This window comes from Sphingomonas sp. IC081, from assembly GCF_006874585.1.
In the GTDB taxonomy this organism is placed as follows: Bacteria; Pseudomonadota; Alphaproteobacteria; order Sphingomonadales; family Sphingomonadaceae; genus Novosphingobium.
In genome coordinates, this window is record NZ_CP029761.1 from 2409469 (window position 1) to 2429347 (window position 19879).

At 65.1% G+C, this 19879-nt stretch carries 20 protein-coding genes, 1 tRNA gene and 1 pseudogene; 7 read left to right on the forward strand and 15 right to left on the reverse strand.

The features are described from left to right. The first annotated feature begins 31 nt into the window (after nucleotides 1-31). Together DM450_RS11535 and DM450_RS11540 are read left to right on the forward strand one after the other, a co-directional pair. Nucleotides 32-793, forward strand: coding sequence for a competence/damage-inducible protein A (locus DM450_RS11535; protein ID WP_142634950.1), 762 nt, complete (start codon nucleotides 32-34; stop codon nucleotides 791-793). Next, entirely contained in the window at nucleotides 783-1322 is a 540-nt protein-coding gene (locus tag DM450_RS11540) for a chorismate--pyruvate lyase family protein (RefSeq protein ID WP_142634952.1), read from the forward strand. The genes DM450_RS11535 and DM450_RS11540 overlap by 11 nt, the downstream gene beginning before the upstream one ends. 1 nt (nucleotide 1323) lies before the next feature. Here DM450_RS11540 and DM450_RS11545 read toward each other — a convergent pair whose 3' ends face one another. Continuing rightward, nucleotides 1324-1884, reverse strand: coding sequence for a TauD/TfdA dioxygenase family protein (locus DM450_RS11545; protein ID WP_260609808.1), 561 nt, complete (start codon nucleotides 1882-1884; stop codon nucleotides 1324-1326). A gap of 478 nt (nucleotides 1885-2362) precedes the next feature. Between DM450_RS11545 and DM450_RS11550 the strand changes: the two genes are divergently transcribed. Further along, a complete protein-coding gene (locus DM450_RS11550; RefSeq protein ID WP_221889436.1) occupies nucleotides 2363-4174 on the forward strand; it encodes a DUF885 domain-containing protein in 1812 nt (603 codons plus the stop codon). A 112-nt stretch (nucleotides 4175-4286) separates the two neighbouring features. Here the strand turns inward: DM450_RS11550 and DM450_RS11555 are convergent, their stop codons facing one another. The 4 genes from DM450_RS11555 to DM450_RS11570 form a co-directional block, all read right to left on the reverse strand. Further along, nucleotides 4287-4994: a CDP-alcohol phosphatidyltransferase family protein gene (locus DM450_RS11555; protein ID WP_242526068.1), complete on the reverse strand. Its 708-nt coding sequence runs from the start codon at nucleotides 4992-4994 to the stop codon at nucleotides 4287-4289. Between the two features lie 196 nt (nucleotides 4995-5190). Continuing rightward, nucleotides 5191-5892: a 50S ribosomal protein L1 gene (gene rplA / locus DM450_RS11560; protein ID WP_142634954.1), complete on the reverse strand. Its 702-nt coding sequence runs from the start codon at nucleotides 5890-5892 to the stop codon at nucleotides 5191-5193. A gap of 4 nt (nucleotides 5893-5896) precedes the next feature. Then, entirely contained in the window at nucleotides 5897-6328 is a 432-nt protein-coding gene (gene rplK / locus DM450_RS11565; RefSeq protein WP_132386687.1) for a 50S ribosomal protein L11, read from the reverse strand. Nucleotides 6329-6522: 194 nt separating this feature from the next. Beyond that, a complete protein-coding gene (locus DM450_RS11570; protein WP_142634956.1) occupies nucleotides 6523-7614 on the reverse strand; it encodes an acyltransferase family protein in 1092 nt (363 codons plus the stop codon). Between the two features lie 103 nt (nucleotides 7615-7717). Here DM450_RS11570 and DM450_RS11575 point away from each other — a divergent pair, with 103 nt between their 5' ends. Next, nucleotides 7718-8434, forward strand: coding sequence for a GNAT family N-acetyltransferase (locus DM450_RS11575; RefSeq protein WP_142634958.1), 717 nt, complete (start codon nucleotides 7718-7720; stop codon nucleotides 8432-8434). A gap of 88 nt (nucleotides 8435-8522) precedes the next feature. On the opposite strand, the gene nusG is transcribed toward DM450_RS11575, so the two are convergent. From nusG to DM450_RS11595, 4 genes are all read right to left on the reverse strand, one after another. Further along, nucleotides 8523-9059: a transcription termination/antitermination protein NusG gene (nusG, locus tag DM450_RS11580; RefSeq protein ID WP_142634961.1), complete on the reverse strand. Its 537-nt coding sequence runs from the start codon at nucleotides 9057-9059 to the stop codon at nucleotides 8523-8525. A 23-nt stretch (nucleotides 9060-9082) separates the two neighbouring features. After that, complete coding sequence (gene secE, locus DM450_RS11585) at nucleotides 9083-9280, reverse strand: preprotein translocase subunit SecE (RefSeq protein WP_142634963.1); 198 nt, start codon at nucleotides 9278-9280, stop codon at nucleotides 9083-9085. Between the two features lie 160 nt (nucleotides 9281-9440). Next, nucleotides 9441-10901 (reverse strand): hypothetical protein, encoded by a 1461-nt coding sequence (locus DM450_RS11590; protein ID WP_260609811.1) that lies wholly within the window; start codon nucleotides 10899-10901, stop codon nucleotides 9441-9443. Between the two features lie 321 nt (nucleotides 10902-11222). After that, nucleotides 11223-11298: transfer RNA gene (locus DM450_RS11595), tRNA-Trp, on the reverse strand. A gap of 223 nt (nucleotides 11299-11521) precedes the next feature. Between DM450_RS11595 and aat the strand changes: the two genes are divergently transcribed. Continuing rightward, nucleotides 11522-12364, forward strand: a complete 843-nt coding sequence (aat, locus tag DM450_RS11600) for a leucyl/phenylalanyl-tRNA--protein transferase (protein ID WP_142637804.1) — start codon at nucleotides 11522-11524, stop codon at nucleotides 12362-12364. A 35-nt stretch (nucleotides 12365-12399) separates the two neighbouring features. On the opposite strand, the pseudogene DM450_RS26470 reads toward aat, so the two are convergent. Then, nucleotides 12400-12699: pseudogene (locus DM450_RS26470) on the reverse strand (DUF2155 domain-containing protein); the annotation flags it as partial. A 131-nt stretch (nucleotides 12700-12830) separates the two neighbouring features. After that, complete coding sequence (locus DM450_RS11610) at nucleotides 12831-13265, reverse strand: NADH:ubiquinone oxidoreductase subunit NDUFA12 (RefSeq protein ID WP_142634965.1); 435 nt, start codon at nucleotides 13263-13265, stop codon at nucleotides 12831-12833. 382 nt (nucleotides 13266-13647) lie between these two features. Here DM450_RS11610 and DM450_RS11615 point away from each other — a divergent pair, with 382 nt between their 5' ends. After that, nucleotides 13648-14568, forward strand: a complete 921-nt coding sequence (locus DM450_RS11615) for a depolymerase (RefSeq protein ID WP_185928594.1) — start codon at nucleotides 13648-13650, stop codon at nucleotides 14566-14568. A gap of 66 nt (nucleotides 14569-14634) precedes the next feature. Here DM450_RS11615 and DM450_RS11620 read toward each other — a convergent pair whose 3' ends face one another. Continuing rightward, nucleotides 14635-15189, reverse strand: coding sequence for a regulatory protein RecX (locus DM450_RS11620; protein WP_142634968.1), 555 nt, complete (start codon nucleotides 15187-15189; stop codon nucleotides 14635-14637). A gap of 151 nt (nucleotides 15190-15340) precedes the next feature. Between DM450_RS11620 and DM450_RS11625 the strand changes: the two genes are divergently transcribed. Continuing rightward, the gene (locus DM450_RS11625) at nucleotides 15341-17101 is read left to right on the forward strand and encodes a fatty acyl-AMP ligase (protein WP_142634970.1); all 1761 of its coding nucleotides are present in this window, start codon (nucleotides 15341-15343) and stop codon (nucleotides 17099-17101) included. Between the two features lie 131 nt (nucleotides 17102-17232). Here DM450_RS11625 and DM450_RS11630 read toward each other — a convergent pair whose 3' ends face one another. The 3 genes from DM450_RS11630 to DM450_RS11640 all read right to left on the reverse strand — a co-directional run bounded on the left by DM450_RS11630 (nucleotide 17233) and on the right by DM450_RS11640 (nucleotide 19877). After that, nucleotides 17233-18507, reverse strand: a complete 1275-nt coding sequence (locus DM450_RS11630; RefSeq protein WP_260609813.1) for an MFS transporter — start codon at nucleotides 18505-18507, stop codon at nucleotides 17233-17235. A gap of 89 nt (nucleotides 18508-18596) precedes the next feature. Next, a complete protein-coding gene (locus DM450_RS11635; RefSeq protein ID WP_242526065.1) occupies nucleotides 18597-19058 on the reverse strand; it encodes a DUF2721 domain-containing protein in 462 nt (153 codons plus the stop codon). Nucleotides 19059-19061: 3 nt separating this feature from the next. Then, entirely contained in the window at nucleotides 19062-19877 is an 816-nt protein-coding gene (locus DM450_RS11640; protein WP_142634974.1) for a class I mannose-6-phosphate isomerase, read from the reverse strand. Nucleotides 19878-19879 lie beyond the last annotated feature (2 nt).

Here is a 19879-nt window from a genome sequence, read left to right on the forward strand (position 1 = left end):
GTGTTCGTTCGGGTCGGCTAGCCAATGCGGCATGGTCGATTCGCCGCGTATCTACACCGCCGCCCTCGTCGTCATCGGCGACGAGATTCTCTCGGGCCGAACCCACGACAAGAACATCGCCCAGGTCGCCGCCTGGTTGCAGGTGCAAGGCATCCGCCTCAAGGAAGTGCGCGTGGTGGCGGACGATACCCCCGCCATCGTCGAAGCGGTGAACCTGCTGCGCGCGCGCAACGACTATCTCTTCACCACCGGCGGCATCGGCCCGACACACGACGACATCACCGTGGACGCCATTGCCGAAGCACTGGGCGTCCCCGTGATCGTCCACCCCGAAGCGCGGGCGATCCTGGAAACCTATTACGAGACGCGCGGCGGGCTGACCGAAGCGCGTCTGCGCATGGCGCGCACGCCCGAAGGCGCCAGCCTGATCCCCAACCGCTACACCGGCGCGCCAGGCATCCGCTACGACAACGTGTTCATCATGGCCGGCGTGCCCAGCATTACCGCGGGTATGCTCGACGCGCTGACCGGCACGCTGGACGGCGGCGCCCCGCTGCTTTCCGAAACGGTCGGCTGCTGGGTGGGCGAAAGCGAAGTGGCGGACCTGCTGCGCGACACGGAGAAAGCCTTCGAAGGCTGCCAGATCGGCTCCTACCCGTTCTGGGGCGAAGGCCGCACCGGCGCCAACTTCGTGATCCGCTCGGTCGATGCCGAAGAACTTGCCGCCTGCACCCGCACGCTGGTCGAAGGGCTGGCCGCGCTGGGCAAGGCGGCCGTGCCCGGTGGGATCTAGCCTCATCGCCCTCGCCCCGATCTTCCTTGCCGGTGCCGCGCCGCAAGAGGCCGAATTCGAACGTCTGCTCGCCCGCAATGACAGCGCTACGGCGGCGCTGGGCGAGTGGTGCATCGCGCATCGCAGCGCCGACGCACCGGTTGTCACCGCCATGCCGGTGAAAGGCGAGGACGCCGCCCTGCCCTCCGACGCCCGCGCACTGCTGGAAGTTCCCGGCGATCAGCCGCTGGGTTATCGCCATGTCCGGCTGACCTGCGACGGCGTGACATTGTCCGAAGCGCACAACTGGTTCGTGCCCGCCCGGCTGACCGATGCGATGAACAAGGCGCTGGCCGATACGGACACCCCGTTCGGCAAAGTCGTCGCCCCGCTGCACTTCACGCGAGAGCGGTTAGAATCGCGGCATGGCCGCCTTGAAGGCTGCCCGCCCGGTACGTTCCTCACGCACCGGGCGCTGCTGCGCCTGCCGGATGGCACGCCGATCAGCCTCGTCGTCGAATGCTACCAGCGCGAGGCGCTGGAGAAGTAAGTCAGGCGGCGACTGCCTCGGTCCCGGCGATTGAGGTGCGGTGCATCATGCGTCCGGTCGACTTGTCGTAAGGGATCGCGCGGTGCATCGCGCCGGTGTTGTCCCAGATCACGAAGTCGCCCTTGGTCCACTTGTGCCGTAGCGAGAACGCCGGCTGGGCCGCCCATTCCTGCAAGCGGATCAGCATCGCGCGGCCCGCCGGCACATCCATCCCGACAATGTGATCGGCGGTCGTACCGATCACCAGCGACTTGCGCCCGGACTCGTGCGTCCAGACCAGCGGATGCTCCTTGACCAGACCGATCCCCAGAATCCGCTCCCGGTGCTTTTCGGGAATGGCGTCGGCAATCGGCGAGAGGCTGGCGCGTACCGAGTGAACGGCCTTCATCCCATCAAGCTCGCCCTTTTCCTCATCCGACAGCCCTTCGTAGGCCGCGTAAGTGCTGGCGAACTCGGTCTCGCCCCCCTTGTCCGGGGCGATGCGGCAGGACAGCAGCGTCGCGAAGGGCGGCGGCATGTCCACGGTGATGCCGTCCATGTGCCAGAAGAACGTGCCCAGCACATATTCAGGCTGCGGATTGATCTTCTCGTCCAGCGTGACCTGATAGACGTCCTCATCGTTCGACTGGACATTGTTGCCGCGGTCAGGCGCACCTTCTCACCCATCAGGTTGGTGATTTCGAGTTGCTCGGCATCGGTCAGGTTCAGTTCGGGGAACACCACCACGGTGCGTTCCTCAACCTTGGCGCGGATCGCCCTGGCCGCCTCGGGGGTGAATACGTCGGCGCGGTCGTCCCAGACCACGCGTGAGCCGATGTGGTCCTTGATGTCTTCAAAGCGGATAGCCATCTGGCCGCCTCTCCCGTTTCTTTATGCTGAACACATGTACAGCGCAAAAACGGCCTTGGCAATCGCCGCCCGGACAAACCGCCGCTGCGCCATGCCCTTCGTCGAAACCGGTATGTCGCTCGTCGGGTGAATGTGCCGCCGGGTCGCATGCTTCCTAAGAGTGGCGCCCATAACAGGGAGCCTCTCACATCATGCCCAGAACTGCGCTTATTCGCGTGGCGCCTGCCCTTGCGGCCATGGCTATCGCGCTGACCAGCCCCGTCCACGCATCGGCCCAGTCGGCAACCGCCGCCACGACCCGCGCGCCTTCCAAGCCCACCTGGGTGGTGAAGAGCGACGCCGAGACGCAGAAGCTGCTTCAACTTGAAGCGGCGTTCATGCCCGAGAACGCATCCTCGATGGGCCTGACCGAGTTCGACGGCAAAATCGCCGATCTCTCGCTCGATGCCGACAGCCGCCTGCTGGCCGCCTATCAGGGCCGCCTGACCGACATCAGGAGCCGCATCTCTGCCGAGCAGCAGGGCGAGGTGCGACAGGACCTCGAAATCCTCGCCGCTTATCTCCAGCGCCAGATCGATTCGATCCAGACCCGCAAGCGCCTGCTGATGGACTGGATCGACCTGCCGCAGATGATCGCTTCCGGCTTCAACGACCTGCTGTCCGAGCAGACCCCACCCGAACGCCGCGCCAAGGCAGTAGAACGCCTGCGCCGCTATGTCGGCAGCGAGCCCGGAACAAAGCCAGCGGCCGAACTGGCCAAGGCCCAGTTCCTCGCCAGTCGCGAAGGCCACCTCGGCCCTTATCGCCGGGACGTCGAGCAAGCGATCGGCAATACCGCCACTTACATCCAGGGCGTCCGCGCGCTCTTCACCAAGTTCGGCATCAAGGGCGCCGATGGCGACCTAGCCAAGCTTGACAAGCAGCTGACCGAGTACGCCAGGTGGGAACAGAGCACCGTCCTGCCGGCCGCCCGCGCCGACTACCGCCTGCCCGAGCAGGTCTACGCGCTCAATCTCCAGCAGGTCGGTATCGATATCGACCCGCGCCAGCTGATCGACCGCGCCGCGCGTGGCTACTACGTCACCCGCGCACAGATGCAGGCGCTGGCCCCGGTGGTCGCGGCCAAGTTCGGCTTCAAGGCCACCGACTATCCCTCGGTGATCCGCGAGCTGAAGAAGAACGTTATTCCCGCCGATCAGGTCGAGGCGCGCTACCGCAAGGTCAACAGCCAGCTGGAGGACATCGTCCGCCGCGAAGGCATCCTCACGCTGCCGGCGACGCAGCTGCGCATGCGGATTGCCACCCCGGCCGAAGCCGCCGCCGTCCCTGCCCCGCACATGAGCCCGCCGCGCCTCATCGGCAATACGGGCGAGCAGGGCGAATTCATCCTCACCACCGGCAATTCGCAGAAGGCCGAGGATGCTTATGACGACTTCGGCTACGACGCCGCCACCTGGACGCTGAGCGCGCACGAGGCGCGACCCGGCCACGAACTCCAGTTTGCCGCCATGGTCGATCGCGGCGTCTCGCTGGCCCGCGCGCTCTATGCCTTCAACAGCGTGAATGCCGAAGGCTGGGCACTCTATGCCGAAGGCGAGATGCTGCCCTACGAGCCGGTCGAAGGCCAACTCATCGCCTTGCAGGGCCGCCTCCAGCGACAGGCGCGCGCGATGCTCGACCCGATGCTGAACCTGGGCCTGATCGACGTCGACAGCGCCCGCCGCGTGCTGCGCGATGAGGTGGTGCTGTCCAAGGGCATGGCCGATCAGGAAATCGACCGTTACACCTTCCGCATGCCGGGTCAGGCCGGTTCCTATTACTACGGCTTTGAACAGCTCGCGCAGCTGCGCGTAAAGACCGAGAAGGCACTGGGCCCGGCGTTCGACCGCAAGGCCTATCACGACTTCCTGCTGTCGCAGGGCCTGCTGCCGCTCTCGATCCTGGCCACTACGGTCGAGCGCGATTTCATCCCTGCTCAGAAAGCCGCCGCGGCCACCAGATAAGGCTGCGCGGCTTCCCTCGTCCTTGCGCGGGCCTGACGGCCTGCGGCCTCTCCGGGGCAAATGCGAACCGCCCCGGAAAAGCCGCCCCTTCGGGGGCGCAAGGACGCTGGTTTCAACGTCCTTCGCGGGCGCGCCAGTCCACCGCAGGCTCCTCGATCGCCAGCCTGCGCGCGGTCCGCGCGGTCTGCAGCACAAAGAAGACGATCAGCAGCAAGCCGATCGTGCCGACGAACAGATCGAAATAGGTCAGCACACCGAAGAGCACCGGCTGCGCCCCCGCCCAGATCATCGCCAGCGTCAGGCCGATCAGCAGGAACCGCAGTTCCGTCGGCCCTGCATAGACATAAGACAGCTTCAGCTCCCCCAGCACGCGCACCGAAAGGAAGGCGTGGATGGACAGCAGCAGATAGCCCGCCAGCGCGATCAGCGCGACTTCCAGCAGGACATAGCCGCTCAGTCCGATGCCGACGACCACCAGCGTGGTTGCCAGACCGTCGCAGCTGTGATCGAGGAAATAGCCGTAGCGCGGGCGTTCGATCTTGCGGAAACGGGCAAGGCTGCCGTCGAGCGAGTCCCCGAACCACTGAACGACATATCCGGTGATGGAGACCCACAGCCAGCCATCCCCCAGATTGCTGGCGACGTAGCCGCCGAAAACCATGAGCGCGCCCAGCATGCCGATGGTCGTCAGGATATCGGGAGTGACCCATGCCGGCATCCGCGCACAAAGCCAGTTGAGGACTTTCCTCTCCGAACTGGCCAGCAGGTTCTGCTGAATCCGGTCAATGCGCTTCGGCTGCGCGCCGTCGCTTGTTGTCACGTCTATCCTTCCTTGATGTCCGCATCGCTGCTGCAGGCCGATGCCCGTCCGCGACCGGAGCGGCGCTTATCCGGGCTCTATGCGCGAATGTCCACGCCGCTGCGTGACGCCCTGCGCCTGCGCCGCCCACATTGCAAAGAAAAAGGGCCGGAGGTCTCCCCCCGGCCCTTCTATCCGTTTCGCGCGGTCTGAAAGATCAGACGCCGGCGATCTCGGTGGTGTCGATCTTGAGGCCCGGGCCCATCGACGACGACAGCGAGATCTTGCGAACGTACTTGCCCTTCGAGCCCGAGGGCTTGGCCTTGACGATCGCATCGACGAACGCGCTGAAGTTGGTCAGCAGGTCGGCGTCCGAGAACGACATCTTGCCGATGCCGGCGTGGATAATGCCCTGCTTTTCGACGCGGAACTCGATCTGGCCGCCCTTGGCGTCCTTCACGGCCTGCGTGACGTTCGGGGTCACGGTGCCGAGCTTCGGGTTCGGCATCAGGCCCTTGGGACCCAGCAGCTTACCGAGACGGCCAACGACGCCCATCATGTCCGGGGTGGCGATGACGCGGTCGTAGTTGAGGTTGCCGGCCTGCATGTCTTCCATGAGGTCTTCCGCACCAACCTTGTCGGCGCCAGCGGCGAGAGCTTCGGCAGCCTTGTCGCCCTTGGCGAACACGGCGACGCGAACGGTCTTGCCGGTGCCGGCCGGAAGCGAAACCATGCCGCGAACCATCTGGTCGGCGTGACGCGGGTCAACGCCCAGGTTCATCGCGACTTCGACGGTTTCGTCGAACTTGGTGGTCTTCAGGTCGCGCAGGGTCTGCAGCGCGTCAGCGACGGGGTAGAGCTTCATGTTGTCGCCGAGCTTTTCGGTCAGCGACTTCTGCTTCTTGGTCACCTTGGCCATGAAATCAGCCCTCCACCACTTCGAGGCCCATCGCGCGGGCCGAACCTTCGATGATCTTGGTGGCGGCTTCAATGTCGTTGGCATTGAGGTCGGCCATCTTGACCTGGGCGATCTCGGCAAGCTGCGAACGCTTGACGGTACCGGCGCTGATCTTGCCCGGCTCCTTCGAGCCCGACTTCAGGTTCACGGCCTTCTTGATGAGGAAGGTTGCCGGGGGAGTCTTGGTGACGAACGTGAAGCTGCGATCCGCGTAGACCGTGATGATGGTCGGGATCGGCATGCCCTTTTCGAGCTCCTGCGTGGCGGCATTGAACGCCTTGCAGAATTCCATGATGTTCACGCCGCGCTGACCCAGCGCAGGGCCGATCGGCGGGGACGGCGTGGCGCTGCCGGCCTTGACCTGCAGCTTGATGTAACCTTCGATCTTCTTGGCCATGTGGCCACTCCTTTCACACTTTCGCACCTGCCGGGCAGATGCTCATGTTTAGCGGTCTTACGGACGCCGGGGCATCCTCCCGCAGGGAATCGGGGGGCACGAGGCCGCTCCGAAGGGCGCGCCCCTAAACGATATCGGGATAAAAGGAAAGAGCCCAAACGCGGACGATCGCCGGCCCTGCCATGATAACGCAATCAGACGGCGATTCGCGCGCCCTGCCCTGCTTTCGCCCGCCGCTGCCAGGCCGCGCGAATGGCCTTGCGCGCAGGGGTTTCGAGCCAGCGATAGGACAAGTCGGCGATGACCAGCACCGCCAGCGCATAGACCGCCGTGACCACCAGCCAGGTCGTGAAGTCGCCTGATACATGCCCGAGCCGCTGCTCGCCCAGCTTCAGCACCGGCCAGTGGACAAGGTAGATCGCATAAGAACGATCGCCCAGCCAGCGCATCGGTGCCGAGCCCATGAACTTCAGCCGCAGCGCCAGCAGCAGCGCCGAAGGCCAGGCCAGCAGGCTCATCGGCGGCACCGAACTCGCGTGCCCCATGTCAAGCGAAAGGCCGATCGCCATCAGGCAGACCAGCAACATGCTGGGCGCATGACGCAGCCTTGCGCGTGCCTGCCACAGCATCTGGCCGAGGAAGAAGCCAAGGAGCCCGCGCGGCAGACCGTCGCCCACCCATGGCCCGCCCGCCCTGCCCTGCAGCGCGAAATGCAGCAGCGCGCCCAGGATCGCCAGCACGCTCACCCGCTGGAGCGTACGCCGCCCGCCCACCGCGCCGAGCGCAAAGAGAATGTAGCAGGCGCATTCCACCGAGATCGACCAGCTCGGCCCGTCGAAGCTCAGCCCCACCATGCCGACAAAACCCTGCAACATGAGCAGGTGCGCGATAAACGCGATCGGGGTATTGCCCTGCGCCCCCAGGAACAGCACCGCGCAGACCAGCAGCATGACCAGGTGCAGCGGATAGAGCCGCGCCACCCGTGCCACAGCGAAACCGCCCAGCGTCTCGCGCCGCAAGGCGAATCCCTGCCCCGGCGTGCGCTCGACCAGGTAGACGTGCGCAAAGATGTAGCCGGAAATCAGGAAAAACAGGTCCACGAGCGTCCAGCCGCTGTGCTGGAACCAGTGCAGCACACCGGGCAGCGTCGCATTGGTCTGCGGCGCGAACAGCGACTGCGGATGATAGAGCAGCGCCACGCCGCAGGCCGCCAGACCGCGCAGGCCGTCAAGCCGCGTCAGCCGCCCGCCGGGCCCGGTTGCCTCCCCCTGGAGGCCGCGCTTCATGCTTGCGAATATCCCCATGGCCAAGGGCGTTACCATGAACAGGGTTAAGAGGCGGATAATTACGCCTTCACGCCGCGACGAGGGCTCGCCATAGAACCGGGCCATGGACAATGCAGAACTCGACCGCCTTCTCTGGACCGCGCTGACCGGCGAGCAAGCCCGCTTCGCGCTCGGCGCCGACATCGGCACCGGCAGTGCCCGCCGCTTCCATCCCGGGATCGGCCCGCTCGCCGCCGTTCGCGACCTTTCGCCTGCAAGCCTCGCCGATTTCGCCGCCCTCACCCGCGCCCACGGCCCACTGGCCCTGATGCAACCGGGTGAGCCGGTCGAGATCCCGGGGATCGAAGGCGTGAAGTCTGCGCTGGGCGTGCAAATGATCTTATCGGGCGACGCCCCCGCGCTGGACGCCATGGCCCAGGCCGCACAAGACCCACGCGTCATCCCGCTGGGCCCACAGGACCACCCCGAGATGCTCGACCTGGCAACGCTGACGCAGCCGGGTCCGTTCGGCACGCGAACCGGCGAACTCGGCGATTTCTGGGGCGTGAAGGAGGATGGACGCCTCCTTGCGATGGCCGGCCAGCGCACCCGCACCGGCAATTTCATCGAGATCAGTGCCGTCTGCGCACATCCCGACGCGAGGGGACGCGGACTTGCAGCACTGCTTTCACGCCGCGTCGCAGCCGCCGTTCTGGGCCAAGGCCGCACGCCGATCCTGCATTCCTACGCCGACAATGCAGCGGCACTCTCGCTCTACCACAAGCTGGGTTTTGTCGAGCGGGCCAAGGTCAGCCTGACCATCTACGCACCCGGCACCTGACCCACGAGCGCACCCGGAATGCAAAAAGGGCGCCTTCCGCACGGGAAGACGCCCTTTTTCGTAGCCACCGGCCGAAACGGCCGGGCGGTTACTTGCTGAGTTCGACGTGCTCGAAATCGAGTTCGACCGGCGTGGCGCGGCCGAAGATCGAGACCGCGACCTTGACGCGGTTCTTGTCGAAATCGAGTTCCTCGACGAGGCCGTTGAAGCTCGCGAACGGACCGTCGAGCACCTTGACCGAATCGCCGATCTCGTAATCGATGCTGACGTGCTTGCGCGGAGCGGCAGCGGCAGCTTCGGCAGCGCCGAAGTAACGTGCGGCCTCGCTCTCGCTGATCGCCTGCGGCTTGCCGTTGTTGCCCAGGAAGCCGGTGACCTTCGGGGTGTTCTTGACGAGGTGGTAGACGTCGTCGTTCAGGGTCAGCTTGGCCAGCACGTAACCGGGCATGGTCTTGCGCTCGACCTGGACCTTCTTGCCGCGCTTGACCTCGGTGATGGTCTCATGCGGGACCTGCACGTCCTCGACAAGCTGCGAGAGGCCGATACGCTCGGCTTCGGCGAGGATCGATTCCTTCACCTTGTTCTCGAAGCCGGAATAGGCGTGGATGATATACCAGCGGGCCATGGTTCTCTCTTCGTTGTCTGGTTTTAGCCGATCAGCGACAGGAGCGAGCTGACGATCCAGCCGAACAGTGCGTCGATGCCGAGGAAGAACACTGCGAGAAGCAGCGTCATCAGGCCGACGAAGATCGCGGTCGTCACCGTTTCCTGGCGCGAGGGCCAGTAAATCTTGGAGGCTTCGCTGCGCACCTGGCGGAAGAATTCGCCCGGAGTGGTCTTGGCCATGTCAGTCTTACTCGCGTCTCTGCCTGGTGCCCGAAAGGCGCTCCGGGCGGGAAAAAGTCTCTTGTCTTCCGGCTAGGGCTCATCGCCGCCCCGGCCTAGGCCGGGAGGGGCAGATAAGATCCGTATGTCGGAAGGAAAGCGCGACTTAGCCCTCGTCGCTCTAATTTGCAAGGTCTGCCGGATCGGCAAGGCGCGCAAGGAACGAGTTCGAGCTGGAATAGAGAATGCGTGCACCGTCCGGCAGCGCGACCGGCTTTACCGTGCCGATGTACCACAGGTAATCGGCGTGGCGCGCGGGCGGGAACGTACGCAGGTCGATATGCTGCTGCGGTGAATAGAGAATGCGCTGGGTGGGATCGGCGAAACGATACGAAAGGTCACGCATCGACAGCATATGCACGTCGGGCAGCGCGAAGTTGGAGTTTTCCATCGCACTGCGGCGCACCACGGCATAGGAGCCGAAATGCTCGAACGGGCCGAAGCGCCACTGGCTGCGCGGAATCGCCACGGCGGTGGCCACGCGCGCGCCCTCGGGCACCTGGTCGAGCGCGACGATCAGTTCGCGCGCCACTTGCGCATCCTGGTACCAGACCACCGTCGTCACCAGCGTGCGCAATGCGAAGAGACCCGCCGCCACCATGGTTGCCCAACGCGGCAGGGTCCAGTCGATCGCGAGACAGGCGATCATCAGCGCCATCGTGCTGAGGCGATAGTCGGCATAATCGCCGCCGAAGATCTGCCGCGGCACGATCAGCGTGAGCACCAGCAGGATCAGCGCCGCCCAGCCGAGCCGCCCGTCGATTCGCCGCACCAGCATCGCGCCCGCCAGCACGCCGAGCACCAGCCAGAGGCTGGCGATGTCAAAGGTGTAGTCGAAGCTGCGCATCGACTTGTAAAGGATGCCCCACTTGTAATCGAGCACGTAGCGCCCGTAGGAGACCTTGGAATTGGCGCCCACCCCGATCAGCATCGGGAACAGCGGGAAGATCAGCGGCCAGGGCTTCAGGAACGGCCGCCAGTCAAGCCACGACCGGCGATGCGCCCATTCGTAGCCGAAAATCAGCACGCCCATCACGCCCCATCCGGAAACGTGGCAGAGCCAGACCACGAAACTGGCCGGGATCATCGCGATCCAGCGCCAGGGCTTGCCCTCCAGCCCTACCCAGGCAGCAAAGACAAACAGCGCCATCGCCACCGACAGCGACCAGTTGACAAAGCCCATCAGCAGCGAAGGCGACCAGATCATCGACAGCGACAGCAGCGGCCCCACGCCCATCGGGCGCTTCAACGCGCGGCACAGCGCATAGACCGAAAGCACCGAGAGGAAGGGAATCATCGCAACGATGATCCGCCCGGCCTGCTCCAGACCGAAGACCGGCGCCATCGGCACCATCAGCAGCTCGACGCCGAGATTGCCCGTCCACTCCCAGTTGAAGCGGAAATAGCGCGTGAGATAAGGATCCTGCCCGTGATCGAGCGCCACCTTGTAGCCCGCCAGATGCGAGGGGTAGTCGGTCATCTGCGGCGCCCAGGCCAGAAGTACGGGCAAAGCCGCGAGCACCGCCAGCGCCAGCGCGAACAGCAGCCCGCGATCGAGAGCGGGCCAGCGAGCCCGGATCATGTCCTGAGTTTGCAGTTGCGCAATGCCGTGCATGTACGAGCTATTCTTTCCCGACCTGAAACAGCCTGGGACCCTGCGGCGACGAAGCGGTTGACCCTTGGCCGAAAGCTTCGCGAATGCCCGAATCACCAGACGACGCCCCTCCGGAGCGCGCCTAACCGCAATTGCGGGATTGGCAAGCGCCTGACCCTATCGTGGCTTGCACCTCATCGCAAATGCGAAGCCGATGCCGCAAGCGCGAATCGCCTTGCCCCTTGCCGGAAACGCCACAGGCCCCGGAAATTTCCGGGGCCTGGCGTTCCAACGGTACGAAGGAAATGCTGGCAGGAGTGGAGGGACTCGAACCCACGGCCCTCGGTTTTGGAGACCGATGCTCTACCAACTGAGCTACACTCCTGCGGGCGAGGTGGCCTCTAGAGCGGGTTCGATCGGATGACAAGAGGATTACGGCAAATAGACGTCAACTTAATCCACAGGCACGTGATGCCGCCTGCAATCCCGCCTGCAAGCTGCTAGGCTGCACCGGCCATGCACACCGCATTCGCATCACTCTTTCGCCGCCCATCCCCAGCCTCCCATGCGATCAGGCAATTCACGTGCACGCCCCTACCCCCTCTCGGATGATCGAGCCCGAACTCCTGATGCTCGCCTATCGCAGCGGGATCTTCCCGATGTCGGACGCGCGCGAAGATCCCGAGATCTTCTGGATCGAACCGCGCCTGCGCGCGATTCTCCCGCTGGACGGCTTTCATCTTTCGCACTCCCTGGCACGCACGCTGCGCCGAGGGCGCTTCGCGGTGACCTGCAACACCGCGTTTTCGGAAGTCATGGATGCCTGCGCCGCCCCCCGCCGGGTCCGCCCGGAAAGTGACGACGAATCGGGCAGCTGGATCAGCCACCGTATCCAGGCCAGCTACGAGAACCTGCATTACCTGGGGCAGGCCCACTCGATCGAGGTCTGGCAAATGGACGACAGCGGCGAACGTACACTGGTCGGCGGACTCTACGGGGTGGGGTTCGACCGCGTGTTCTGCGGCGAGAGCATGTTCTCGCGCGTCGCCGATGCTTCGAAAGTGGCGCTGGCCTGGCTGATCGCGGCGATGCGCCTTGGCGGAGGGGAACTGCTCGATTGCCAGTTCATGACGCCGCACCTCGCCTCGATGGGCGCAGTGGAGATGCCGCAGAAGCGCTACCTGTCACTCCTGCGGCAGGCCCAGTCTTCAAGCCAACAATCTTCGAGCGAGCAGTCTTCCGGTCACTCGTCCGCGGCAGGCTGCGAGGGCGTGGAAACGGCCGCGGGCGCAGCGCTCGGCACCGAAACGGGTTCAGCGGGAGCCGCTTCGGCCGCCGCCGTGCTGGCGCTGCCCGAAGCCTTCGCCGGACTGCTGGAACGCGCGGTCGATTCGGGAATGGCTTCCTCGCCGGGGAAGTTCATCGCACAGTTCTTGACCCAGACGTCATAGACGGGGTGCTGAACGACGTTGAGCGCAGGCGAATTCTTGAACAGCCAGCCGGAGAAGACCTTGTGCCAGGCCAGCTTCTCGTTGGCGGTGGCGCGCTCCTCGACAAAGACCTGAACGAAAGCGCCTTCTTCCTGCGGCCGCTCCCAGGGGAGCGACTTTTCGCAAGTGGCGACCTTGACGACGAGGTTGCCGATGCGCTTCGCCTCGCCCGGCTTCATGACCAGGTCCTGCGAGAGGTTATTGCGCTTGTTGAGAACGCCCAGCGTGACCACGCGGTCCTTGTTGGGGGTTCCGATCTGCTGGCCCTTGGCCGCCTGCGCGGGCCCGGCCTGCATTCCCGCAATCGCATCGGGAATCGAGGTATCCTGCGCCTCGGGCGCAGGCTCGCCCTTGCCGCAGGCGGCGAGCGCCAGCGGCAAGGCGAAAATCGATGCGTGAGCGAAGACCCGCTTCACAGGCCCGAAACTCAGGCTTCCGGCGACAATTTCAGATTGTCGCCATCCGGCGACCAGGCTTCGTAATCGCCCGTTGCAGGCGCCCGCACCCCGCCACGCTCAAGCGCGCCCTGCGGGCGATAGGCCGAAGCGGTGCCGGTGGCATTCGGGGTGAAGTCCGCTTCCCAGATTCGGGGCGCGGGAAGATGGCTTTCCGGGACGCCGTCATAGCTGTGATGCAGCCAGCCGTGCCATTCGGCGGGGACGTTGCTGGCGTCGTTGGCGCCTGCGTAGATCACCCAGCGGCGATCCCATCCCTCGGTCGTCCGCACTTTGGCGGACTTCGAGCGATAGTACTTGTTGCCCTGCGCGTCGGTGCCGACGTGCTCGCCATTGCGCGAGCTCCAGAGCGAGGTGCCGATGGTGGCGCCGTCCCACCAGGTGAAGATCTTGGACAGGATTCCCATGGGCTGCGCGTTAGCGCCGTTCGCGGCCGATGCCAAGCGTGTTCCAGACCGAAAGCGACAGGCCCCCGGCGTTTCCACAACGCTCCCCTCCGTTTCGGAGGCTTTCGCGAAGGCACCGTCCACACGGATAACGATTGCACAGTGGACAAGGCGGATCGCCTCGATCACGCTGCAATGCGGGAGAGACGCCCGAAGGCGCTTGGTTTGGCTTCGGCCCTGGGGAGGGTTTCGTATGCGTAAACTGGCTTTTGTGCGACTTGCATTTGCCGCCTTGATCCCGCTGGCTTTTTCAATCGCCTCTCCGCTTTATGGAGCCAAGGCGGCAGGCAAAAGTGCGCCAAGACTCGCAAAGCTGCCCGCACTCGGCGTGGATGCGAATCACGTGACAGTCTCCGGACTGTCATCCGGCGGCTTCATGGCCGCCCAATTCGCGGTGATCCATTCCTCCACCGTCACCGGCGTCGGTGTCGTCGCCGGCGGCCCTTACGGGTGCGGGCTCGGCGGCGCGATGGTCACCCCCGCCTGCATGACCGGCACCCCGTCGGGCCAAGGGGCAAGGCTGGTGGCCGAAATGAACGAGATGACCGGCCTCATCGACCCGCTCGCCCACGTCAAGGGCCAGCGGGTATACTTGTTTCGCGGTGCGGCCGACACCGTGGTCGGCCAAGGCGCGCTCGATGCCCTGCGCGATTTCTACAAGGGCGTCGGGGTGCCCGAGGCCAACCTCCAGGTGCTGGGGGCATTCTCCGCGCAGCACGCTTTCCTTTCGCTCACCGCCGCGTCAGACTGCGGCTATCTCGGCGCGCCCTTCGTCAATCACTGCGGCGCCGACGGCACGACCGGCGGCCTGCCCCGCTACGACCAGCCCGGCGCGATTCTCTCCAAGGTCCTGGGCACTCCGCTTTCCGCGCCGGTAGATAGCCTGTCGAGCGCGCCGCAGGGCTTCGCCCAGGCCCCCTATCTCTCACCGCTCAGTGAAATGGCGAGCACCGGCTATCTCTACGTGCCCGAACCCTGCCGCACCGCAGGGGCGAATTGCCGCATCCACGTGGTCTTCCATGGATGCGGCCAAGCCAGCGCCTATGTCCGCGACGCGGTTTACGGGAAACTGGGCTACAACGGCTGGGCAGACAGCAACCGGATCGTCGTGCTCTATCCGCAGGTCGAGAAGAACGCGCTTGCCGGCAACCCCTTGGGCTGCTGGGACTGGTGGGGCTATACCGGGCCATTCGCCACGCGTTACGGCCCGCAGACCCGTTCGGTGCAGGCAATGATAGACCGGCTGGCCCAGTCCGGCAGTTGAGGCGCAACGGCACGCCCCGCCGTTATAAGCCCGCCTCTTCACGCGGCCACGGTTCAACCGCGTCGCTCAGTCATCTCCCGCTTCCTCCACCCAGGCCTCGGCGTCCTCCGCGCTTGCCGCATCGATGATCGCACGCGCCACATCGAGCCGGTGCCCGGCCCGCAGCATCGCGGCGATATGCTTCTCCCGCAGCGCCCTGTCCGTCTCGCGAACACTGAACGGCCCAAGCCGCCGCCGCCGCGCCAGCACCAGCGCCGCCTGCCGTTCCGCCGCTTCGCCCGGCCGCACATCGGCGCGCAGGTCCTCGTCGAGCCCGGCGTGGCCTAGCGCCTCGCCCACTCGTCTCGCGCCATAACCGCGCCGCAGCAGGCTGCCTGCCTTCATCCGCGCCCAACTCGCGTCGTTGACGTAGCCAAGCTCGCAATACCTGGCGATGAGTGCGTCCAGATCCGGCACATCCCCGTCGCCGCCCCCCTCATCCCACCCCCTCTCGCGCAGCTTGCGCTGCAAATAATCGCGCAGCTTCCCTTGCGTCGTCGCGAAACGCGCGACATAGGCGAGCGCCAATTCCTCCAGGCGGGTCTGGTTGAGCGGTTGCGGATTGTGACGCTTGACGGACATCTTGCCCTATTCGTGCCACAGTCGGCTCAGAATGGGGAGTGCGCACGGAACCATGCAGGTGGGACAGCTATCTCCGGTTCAGCTTGAGCCGGCTATCGCAGTCGGGTTCCGACGAGAATTAAACGGTATAACAACAACGGGTTATAACGAAATGACCGACACCATCAGCATGGTGCCGCAAGCGAGTGAAGCACTTGTCGCAACCCCCAACGGGGATGCGCTTGCCCGCCGTTTTGCCGACTTTGACACTTTCTGCGATGCCCTCGACTATGCAGCGACGGGCCAGCGCGGCTTCAATTTCCACGATCCGCGCGGCGTTCTGAAACGCGTCTATCCGTTCTCGGAACTGCGCGGGGACTCGATCAAGGTCGCCCATGCGCTGATCGCGCGCGGCGTGAAGCCGAATGACCGCATCGCCCTCATCGCCGAAACCGGCACCGATTTCGCAGCACTGTTCTGCGGCGTCGTCTATGCCGGCGCCTGGCCGGTGCCGCTGCCCCTGCCCACCAGCTTCGGCGGCAAGGACAACTACATCGAACAACTCGCGGTCCAGCTTTCCAGTTCGGACCCGGTACTGCTGGTCGGGCCGGACGAAATCGCCGAGATGACCGCGCAGGCCGCCGAGCGTCAGGGCTGCGACCACGCGACCTGGGCCGATTTCGCGGCCAAGGATGCGCCCGAAGTCGCCCTGCCCAAGGCGAGCCCGGACGACATCTGCTATCTGCAGTATTCCAGCGGCTCCACCCGCTTCCCCCACGGCGTCGCCGTCACCCACCGTTCGCTGATGTCGAACCTGGCTGCGCACAGCCACGGCATGGAACTGATCGACAGTGACCGCTGCATCTCGTGGCTGCCCTGGTACCACGACATGGGCCTGGTCGGCTGCTTCCTCTCGCTGATCGCCAACCAGGTCTCGGGCGACTACCTCAAGACCGAGGACTTCGCCCGCCGCCCGCTGGCGTGGCTGGACATGATCACCCGCAACGAGGGCACCTCGATCTCGTATTCGCCGACCTTCGGCTATGACATCTGCGCGCGCCGCATCTCCAGCCAGAGCCATGTCGACGATCGCTTCGACCTGTCGCGCTGGCGCCTTGCCGGCAACGGCGCCGACATGATCCGCCCCGACGTGATGCAGAGCTTCGTCAACGCCTTCGCGCAGGCCGGCTTCAAGGCGACCGCCTTCCTGCCCAGCTACGGCCTGGCCGAAGCGACGCTGGCCGTCACCATCATGCCGCCCGGCGAAGGCATCCGCGTCGAACTGGTCGAGGAAGAACGCCTCTCCGGTACCCCGCGCGACCTCAGCCGCCCGGCCCGCTACCGCGCCATCGTCAACTGCGGCAAGCCCGTGCTCGACATGGAAGTGGTGATCCGCGGCGAGAACGGCGACAGCCTTTCCGACCACAAGATCGGCAAGGTCTGGTGCCGCGGCACCAGTGTCATGCACTCCTACTTCCGCGACCCCGAGGCGACCGAGGCCTGCATGGTCGATGGCTGGCTCGACACCGGCGACATGGGCTACATGGCCGATGGCTACCTGTTCATCGTCGGCCGCGCGAAGGACATGATCATCATCAACGGCAAGAATCACTGGCCCCAGGACATCGAATGGGCCGTGGAACAGCTGCCCGGCTTCAACCACGGCGACATCGCCGCCTTCTCGGTGGAAACCGACAATGGCGAGGAAGCCCCCGCCGTTCTGGTCCACTGCCGCGTCTCCGATCCGGCCAAGCGCATCGAACTGCGCGACCTGATCCGCGACAAGGTGCGCTCGATCACCGGCATGAACTGCGTGGTCGAACTGGTGCCGCCCAAGAGCCTGCCGCGCACCAGCTCGGGCAAGCTCAGCCGCGCCAAGGCGAAGAAGCTGTACCTTTCGGGCGAAATCGAACCGTTCAAGCTCGCCGCCTGATTCTGTCAGGTTCCGACATTGCAAACGAGCCGGAAAGCATTGCGCTTTCCGGCTCGTTTTCTTTTGACGAACAGAAGACAAGCAGCGCAGCCCCTGCGGGCGAGCGCACACATTGGAGCGGGAGGACACACTTATGCAGGGTAGAGCGACGCCCCTCCTCTTTCTGCCCATTTCGGATAGGCAGGCAACCTCACCAGCAACACTCCGCTGATGATACAACCGGCAACCCCCGCCCACAGGAACGGCCCATAGCCGCCGAACGTGTCGTAGACCACGCCGGCCAGCCACGGCCCCAACCCCGAGGCGAAGGCAACTATCGCCGCCATCACCCCATAGATGGCACCGAAATGCCGCATTCCGGCGTAACCGGCCGTGAGGAAGGCGCAGATCTGCATCTTGGTACCGGCCGCATAGCCGTTCACCAGCAGGCCGAAGATCACCGCCGCCGTCGAATCGATCCACCAGATCAGCACGATGAACGTCACCGCCGTAACGCCCATGGTCACGCCGCCAATCCAGTTCGGCTTGTAGCGATCCATCAGTGCGCCGGTGACCAGCTTGCCGACGATACCCGCAACGCCGGTCAAGGCTGTCAGCCATGCTGCGTTGGCGCGGGTGACGCCCGCTTCGGTGAGGATCGGGAAGAGGTGGATGCCAAGGCCGACAGTCAGCGCCATGACGAGGAAAGTCGACGCCGCCAGTTGCCAGATCGCCCGGCTGCGCAGCGCCGCGCGCGGGGTCAGACCTGGAAGGTGCAGAGCAACGTGCGCGGGCGCCGCTTCACCAGCCGCTTGTGCCGCGCTGCGGGCCCGGTCGCGAACGTCATAAAGGAACAATGCGCAGAGCAGCAGCGTCAGCCCGCCCCAGCCCAGGCCGAACCAGACAAAAGCCCCCCGCCATCCCGCATGCTCGATCAGGAAGTTGCCGAGCGGCGGCACAATGGCCTGCGCCACCGCCGTTCCGGCCACGGTCACACCAAGGGCGAGCCCCCTGCCCTCGTCGAACATCCCGGCGACGGCGGTGGTCCAGACGGTGGACTTGATCGTCGTGAGCAAGACCCCGAAGATCACCCAGAGCGCGATCCATTGCACCGGCGAACCGTTCGCCAGGGCGAATGAACTCATCGAGGCCATGACCAGCACGATCCCCGGCAGCGCCAGACGGCGCGATCCCACGCGGTCAATCAGCGCACCGTAGAACGGCGAAAGCAGCGCGGTGACGAGCGTCGCGATACCCGGCCCTGCGGAAAGCAGCGAGCGGTTCCAGCCAAATTCCTTGCCCAGTGGCCCGAAAAACAGCCCGGTGCCTGCCAGCAAGACCGAGAAGAACGAGAAGCCGACGGCCGAGGCCAGCACCAGTTTCCAGCCCCGTCGCCATTCCTCTCGCTGGCCGGTACGATCCGGCACGGCTCTACCCGGTGCATGCATCTGTTCTCTCCCTTGGGAGAGAACCTAGGCGATGTGCGAAAAACGCCAATCGCCCGCACGATACCGGGTTAAATGGTCCGATGCAGTTCCAGATAATCGCGCGGTATGCTGAGGGCCTCCTTGGCCACTTGCGTCTCGCGCAGGAACAGCACCAGCGCCGCCAGCAGCAACACGATCGAGGCCAGGAAGATCAGCGCGGCGATGCCGTGCATGTCGAACCCGGCCAGCCCCTGCAGGAACAGCACCGCCACCGTCGTGCCGATGCACAGCGCCGAGAGCACCATGAGGCGGATGGCGTTGGTGATGATCTGGATGCGCTTGTCGACCAGCCGGATTTCCAGAACCACCATGTCGTGGGCGGGGCCTTCGGTCTCGTTATGACGTTCCTGGAGAGTACGGGCGCGGTCCACCACCCGGCCCAGGCGGGTCGAAAGGATGTTCAGGATATTGCCGATGGCGACCAGTACGAAGACCGGCGTCAAGGCCAATTGGATGGTCTGGACGATCGTCGAATCGCTGATGGTGAACACGGATCAGCCTTCGCAGGCCCGTGCCAGCAGGCAGACTCCGTTTTCGGCGAAAGTGACCTCGGCCAGCGATTGCGCAAGGGCGCAGCCACCCGGCGCGATGAGGTCGCCGCCGACCTTCACCGCTTGCTCGCGCGGGATAACCAGCAGTGCGCCGGGATAACGCGCGGCAATTTCCGCCGTGGGCGCACCCGCCACCTGATCGAGCAGGAACAGCGGACCATCGACCAGCACCTGCGTCGCGCCCGAAGGGATGCGCTTGTGCCAGCGCGCCAGATCGTAGACCTCGCCCTTCGACACCGCCATGCCCTCGTCCAGATGCAACTCGCGCGGACGGCCGTAGTCGTAGAGACGATAGGTGATGTCGCTGTTCTGCTGCACTTCGATCAGACTGACACCCGCACCGATGGCGTGGACGGTATTGGCCGGGATGTAGAAGAAATCGCCCGGCTGGACTTCGTGCCATGTCATCAGCGCTTCGATACTGCCGTCCAGCGAGGCGGCGCGCATGGCCTCCTGCGCGATCGGCGCGTCGAAACCGATGCCGAGCGTGGCACCCGGCTCGGCGGCAACGATCAGCCAGCACTCCTCCTTGCCCTGCCTGCCGATGCCCTTGGCCAGTGTCTGCGCATCGCTGGGATGGACCTGCACGGACAGCTTTTCGCTGGTGAAGATGTATTTCACCAGCAGGTCGGGCAACGCAGCTGGCGGCTCGAACCACACCTCGCCAATACGCTCACCGGCGGGTGCGACGAAAGGCGCGGGCAGGACATCCTTGCCCCAGGGCTTCTCGACTTCGCGGATCGCGAGTGCGGCAGTCATTG

Bases quoted from the DNA above. Each gene is read 5' to 3' on its own strand.
- DM450_RS11535 (WP_142634950.1), top strand. From the start codon at position 32: ATGGTCGATTCGCCGCGTATCTACACCGCCGCCCTCGTCGTCATCGGC.
- DM450_RS11550 (WP_221889436.1), top strand. From the start codon at position 2,363: ATGCCCAGAACTGCGCTTATTCGCGTGGCGCCTGCCCTTGCGGCCATG.
- rplA (WP_142634954.1), bottom strand. From the start codon at position 5,892: ATGGCCAAGGTGACCAAGAAGCAGAAGTCGCTGACCGAAAAGCTCGGC.
- rplK (WP_132386687.1), bottom strand. From the start codon at position 6,328: ATGGCCAAGAAGATCGAAGGTTACATCAAGCTGCAGGTCAAGGCCGGC.
- DM450_RS11570 (WP_142634956.1), bottom strand. From the start codon at position 7,614: ATGAAGCGCGGCCTCCAGGGGGAGGCAACCGGGCCCGGCGGGCGGCTG.
- DM450_RS11575 (WP_142634958.1), top strand. From the start codon at position 7,718: ATGGACAATGCAGAACTCGACCGCCTTCTCTGGACCGCGCTGACCGGC.
- nusG (WP_142634961.1), bottom strand. From the start codon at position 9,059: ATGGCCCGCTGGTATATCATCCACGCCTATTCCGGCTTCGAGAACAAG.
- secE (WP_142634963.1), bottom strand. From the start codon at position 9,280: ATGGCCAAGACCACTCCGGGCGAATTCTTCCGCCAGGTGCGCAGCGAA.
- DM450_RS11590 (WP_260609811.1), bottom strand. From the start codon at position 10,901: ATGATCCGGGCTCGCTGGCCCGCTCTCGATCGCGGGCTGCTGTTCGCG.
- aat (WP_142637804.1), top strand. From the start codon at position 11,522: ATGATCGAGCCCGAACTCCTGATGCTCGCCTATCGCAGCGGGATCTTC.
- DM450_RS11610 (WP_142634965.1), bottom strand. From the start codon at position 13,265: ATGGGAATCCTGTCCAAGATCTTCACCTGGTGGGACGGCGCCACCATC.
- DM450_RS11620 (WP_142634968.1), bottom strand. From the start codon at position 15,189: ATGTCCGTCAAGCGTCACAATCCGCAACCGCTCAACCAGACCCGCCTG.
- DM450_RS11625 (WP_142634970.1), top strand. From the start codon at position 15,341: ATGACCGACACCATCAGCATGGTGCCGCAAGCGAGTGAAGCACTTGTC.
- DM450_RS11640 (WP_142634974.1), bottom strand. From the start codon at position 19,877: ATGACTGCCGCACTCGCGATCCGCGAAGTCGAGAAGCCCTGGGGCAAG.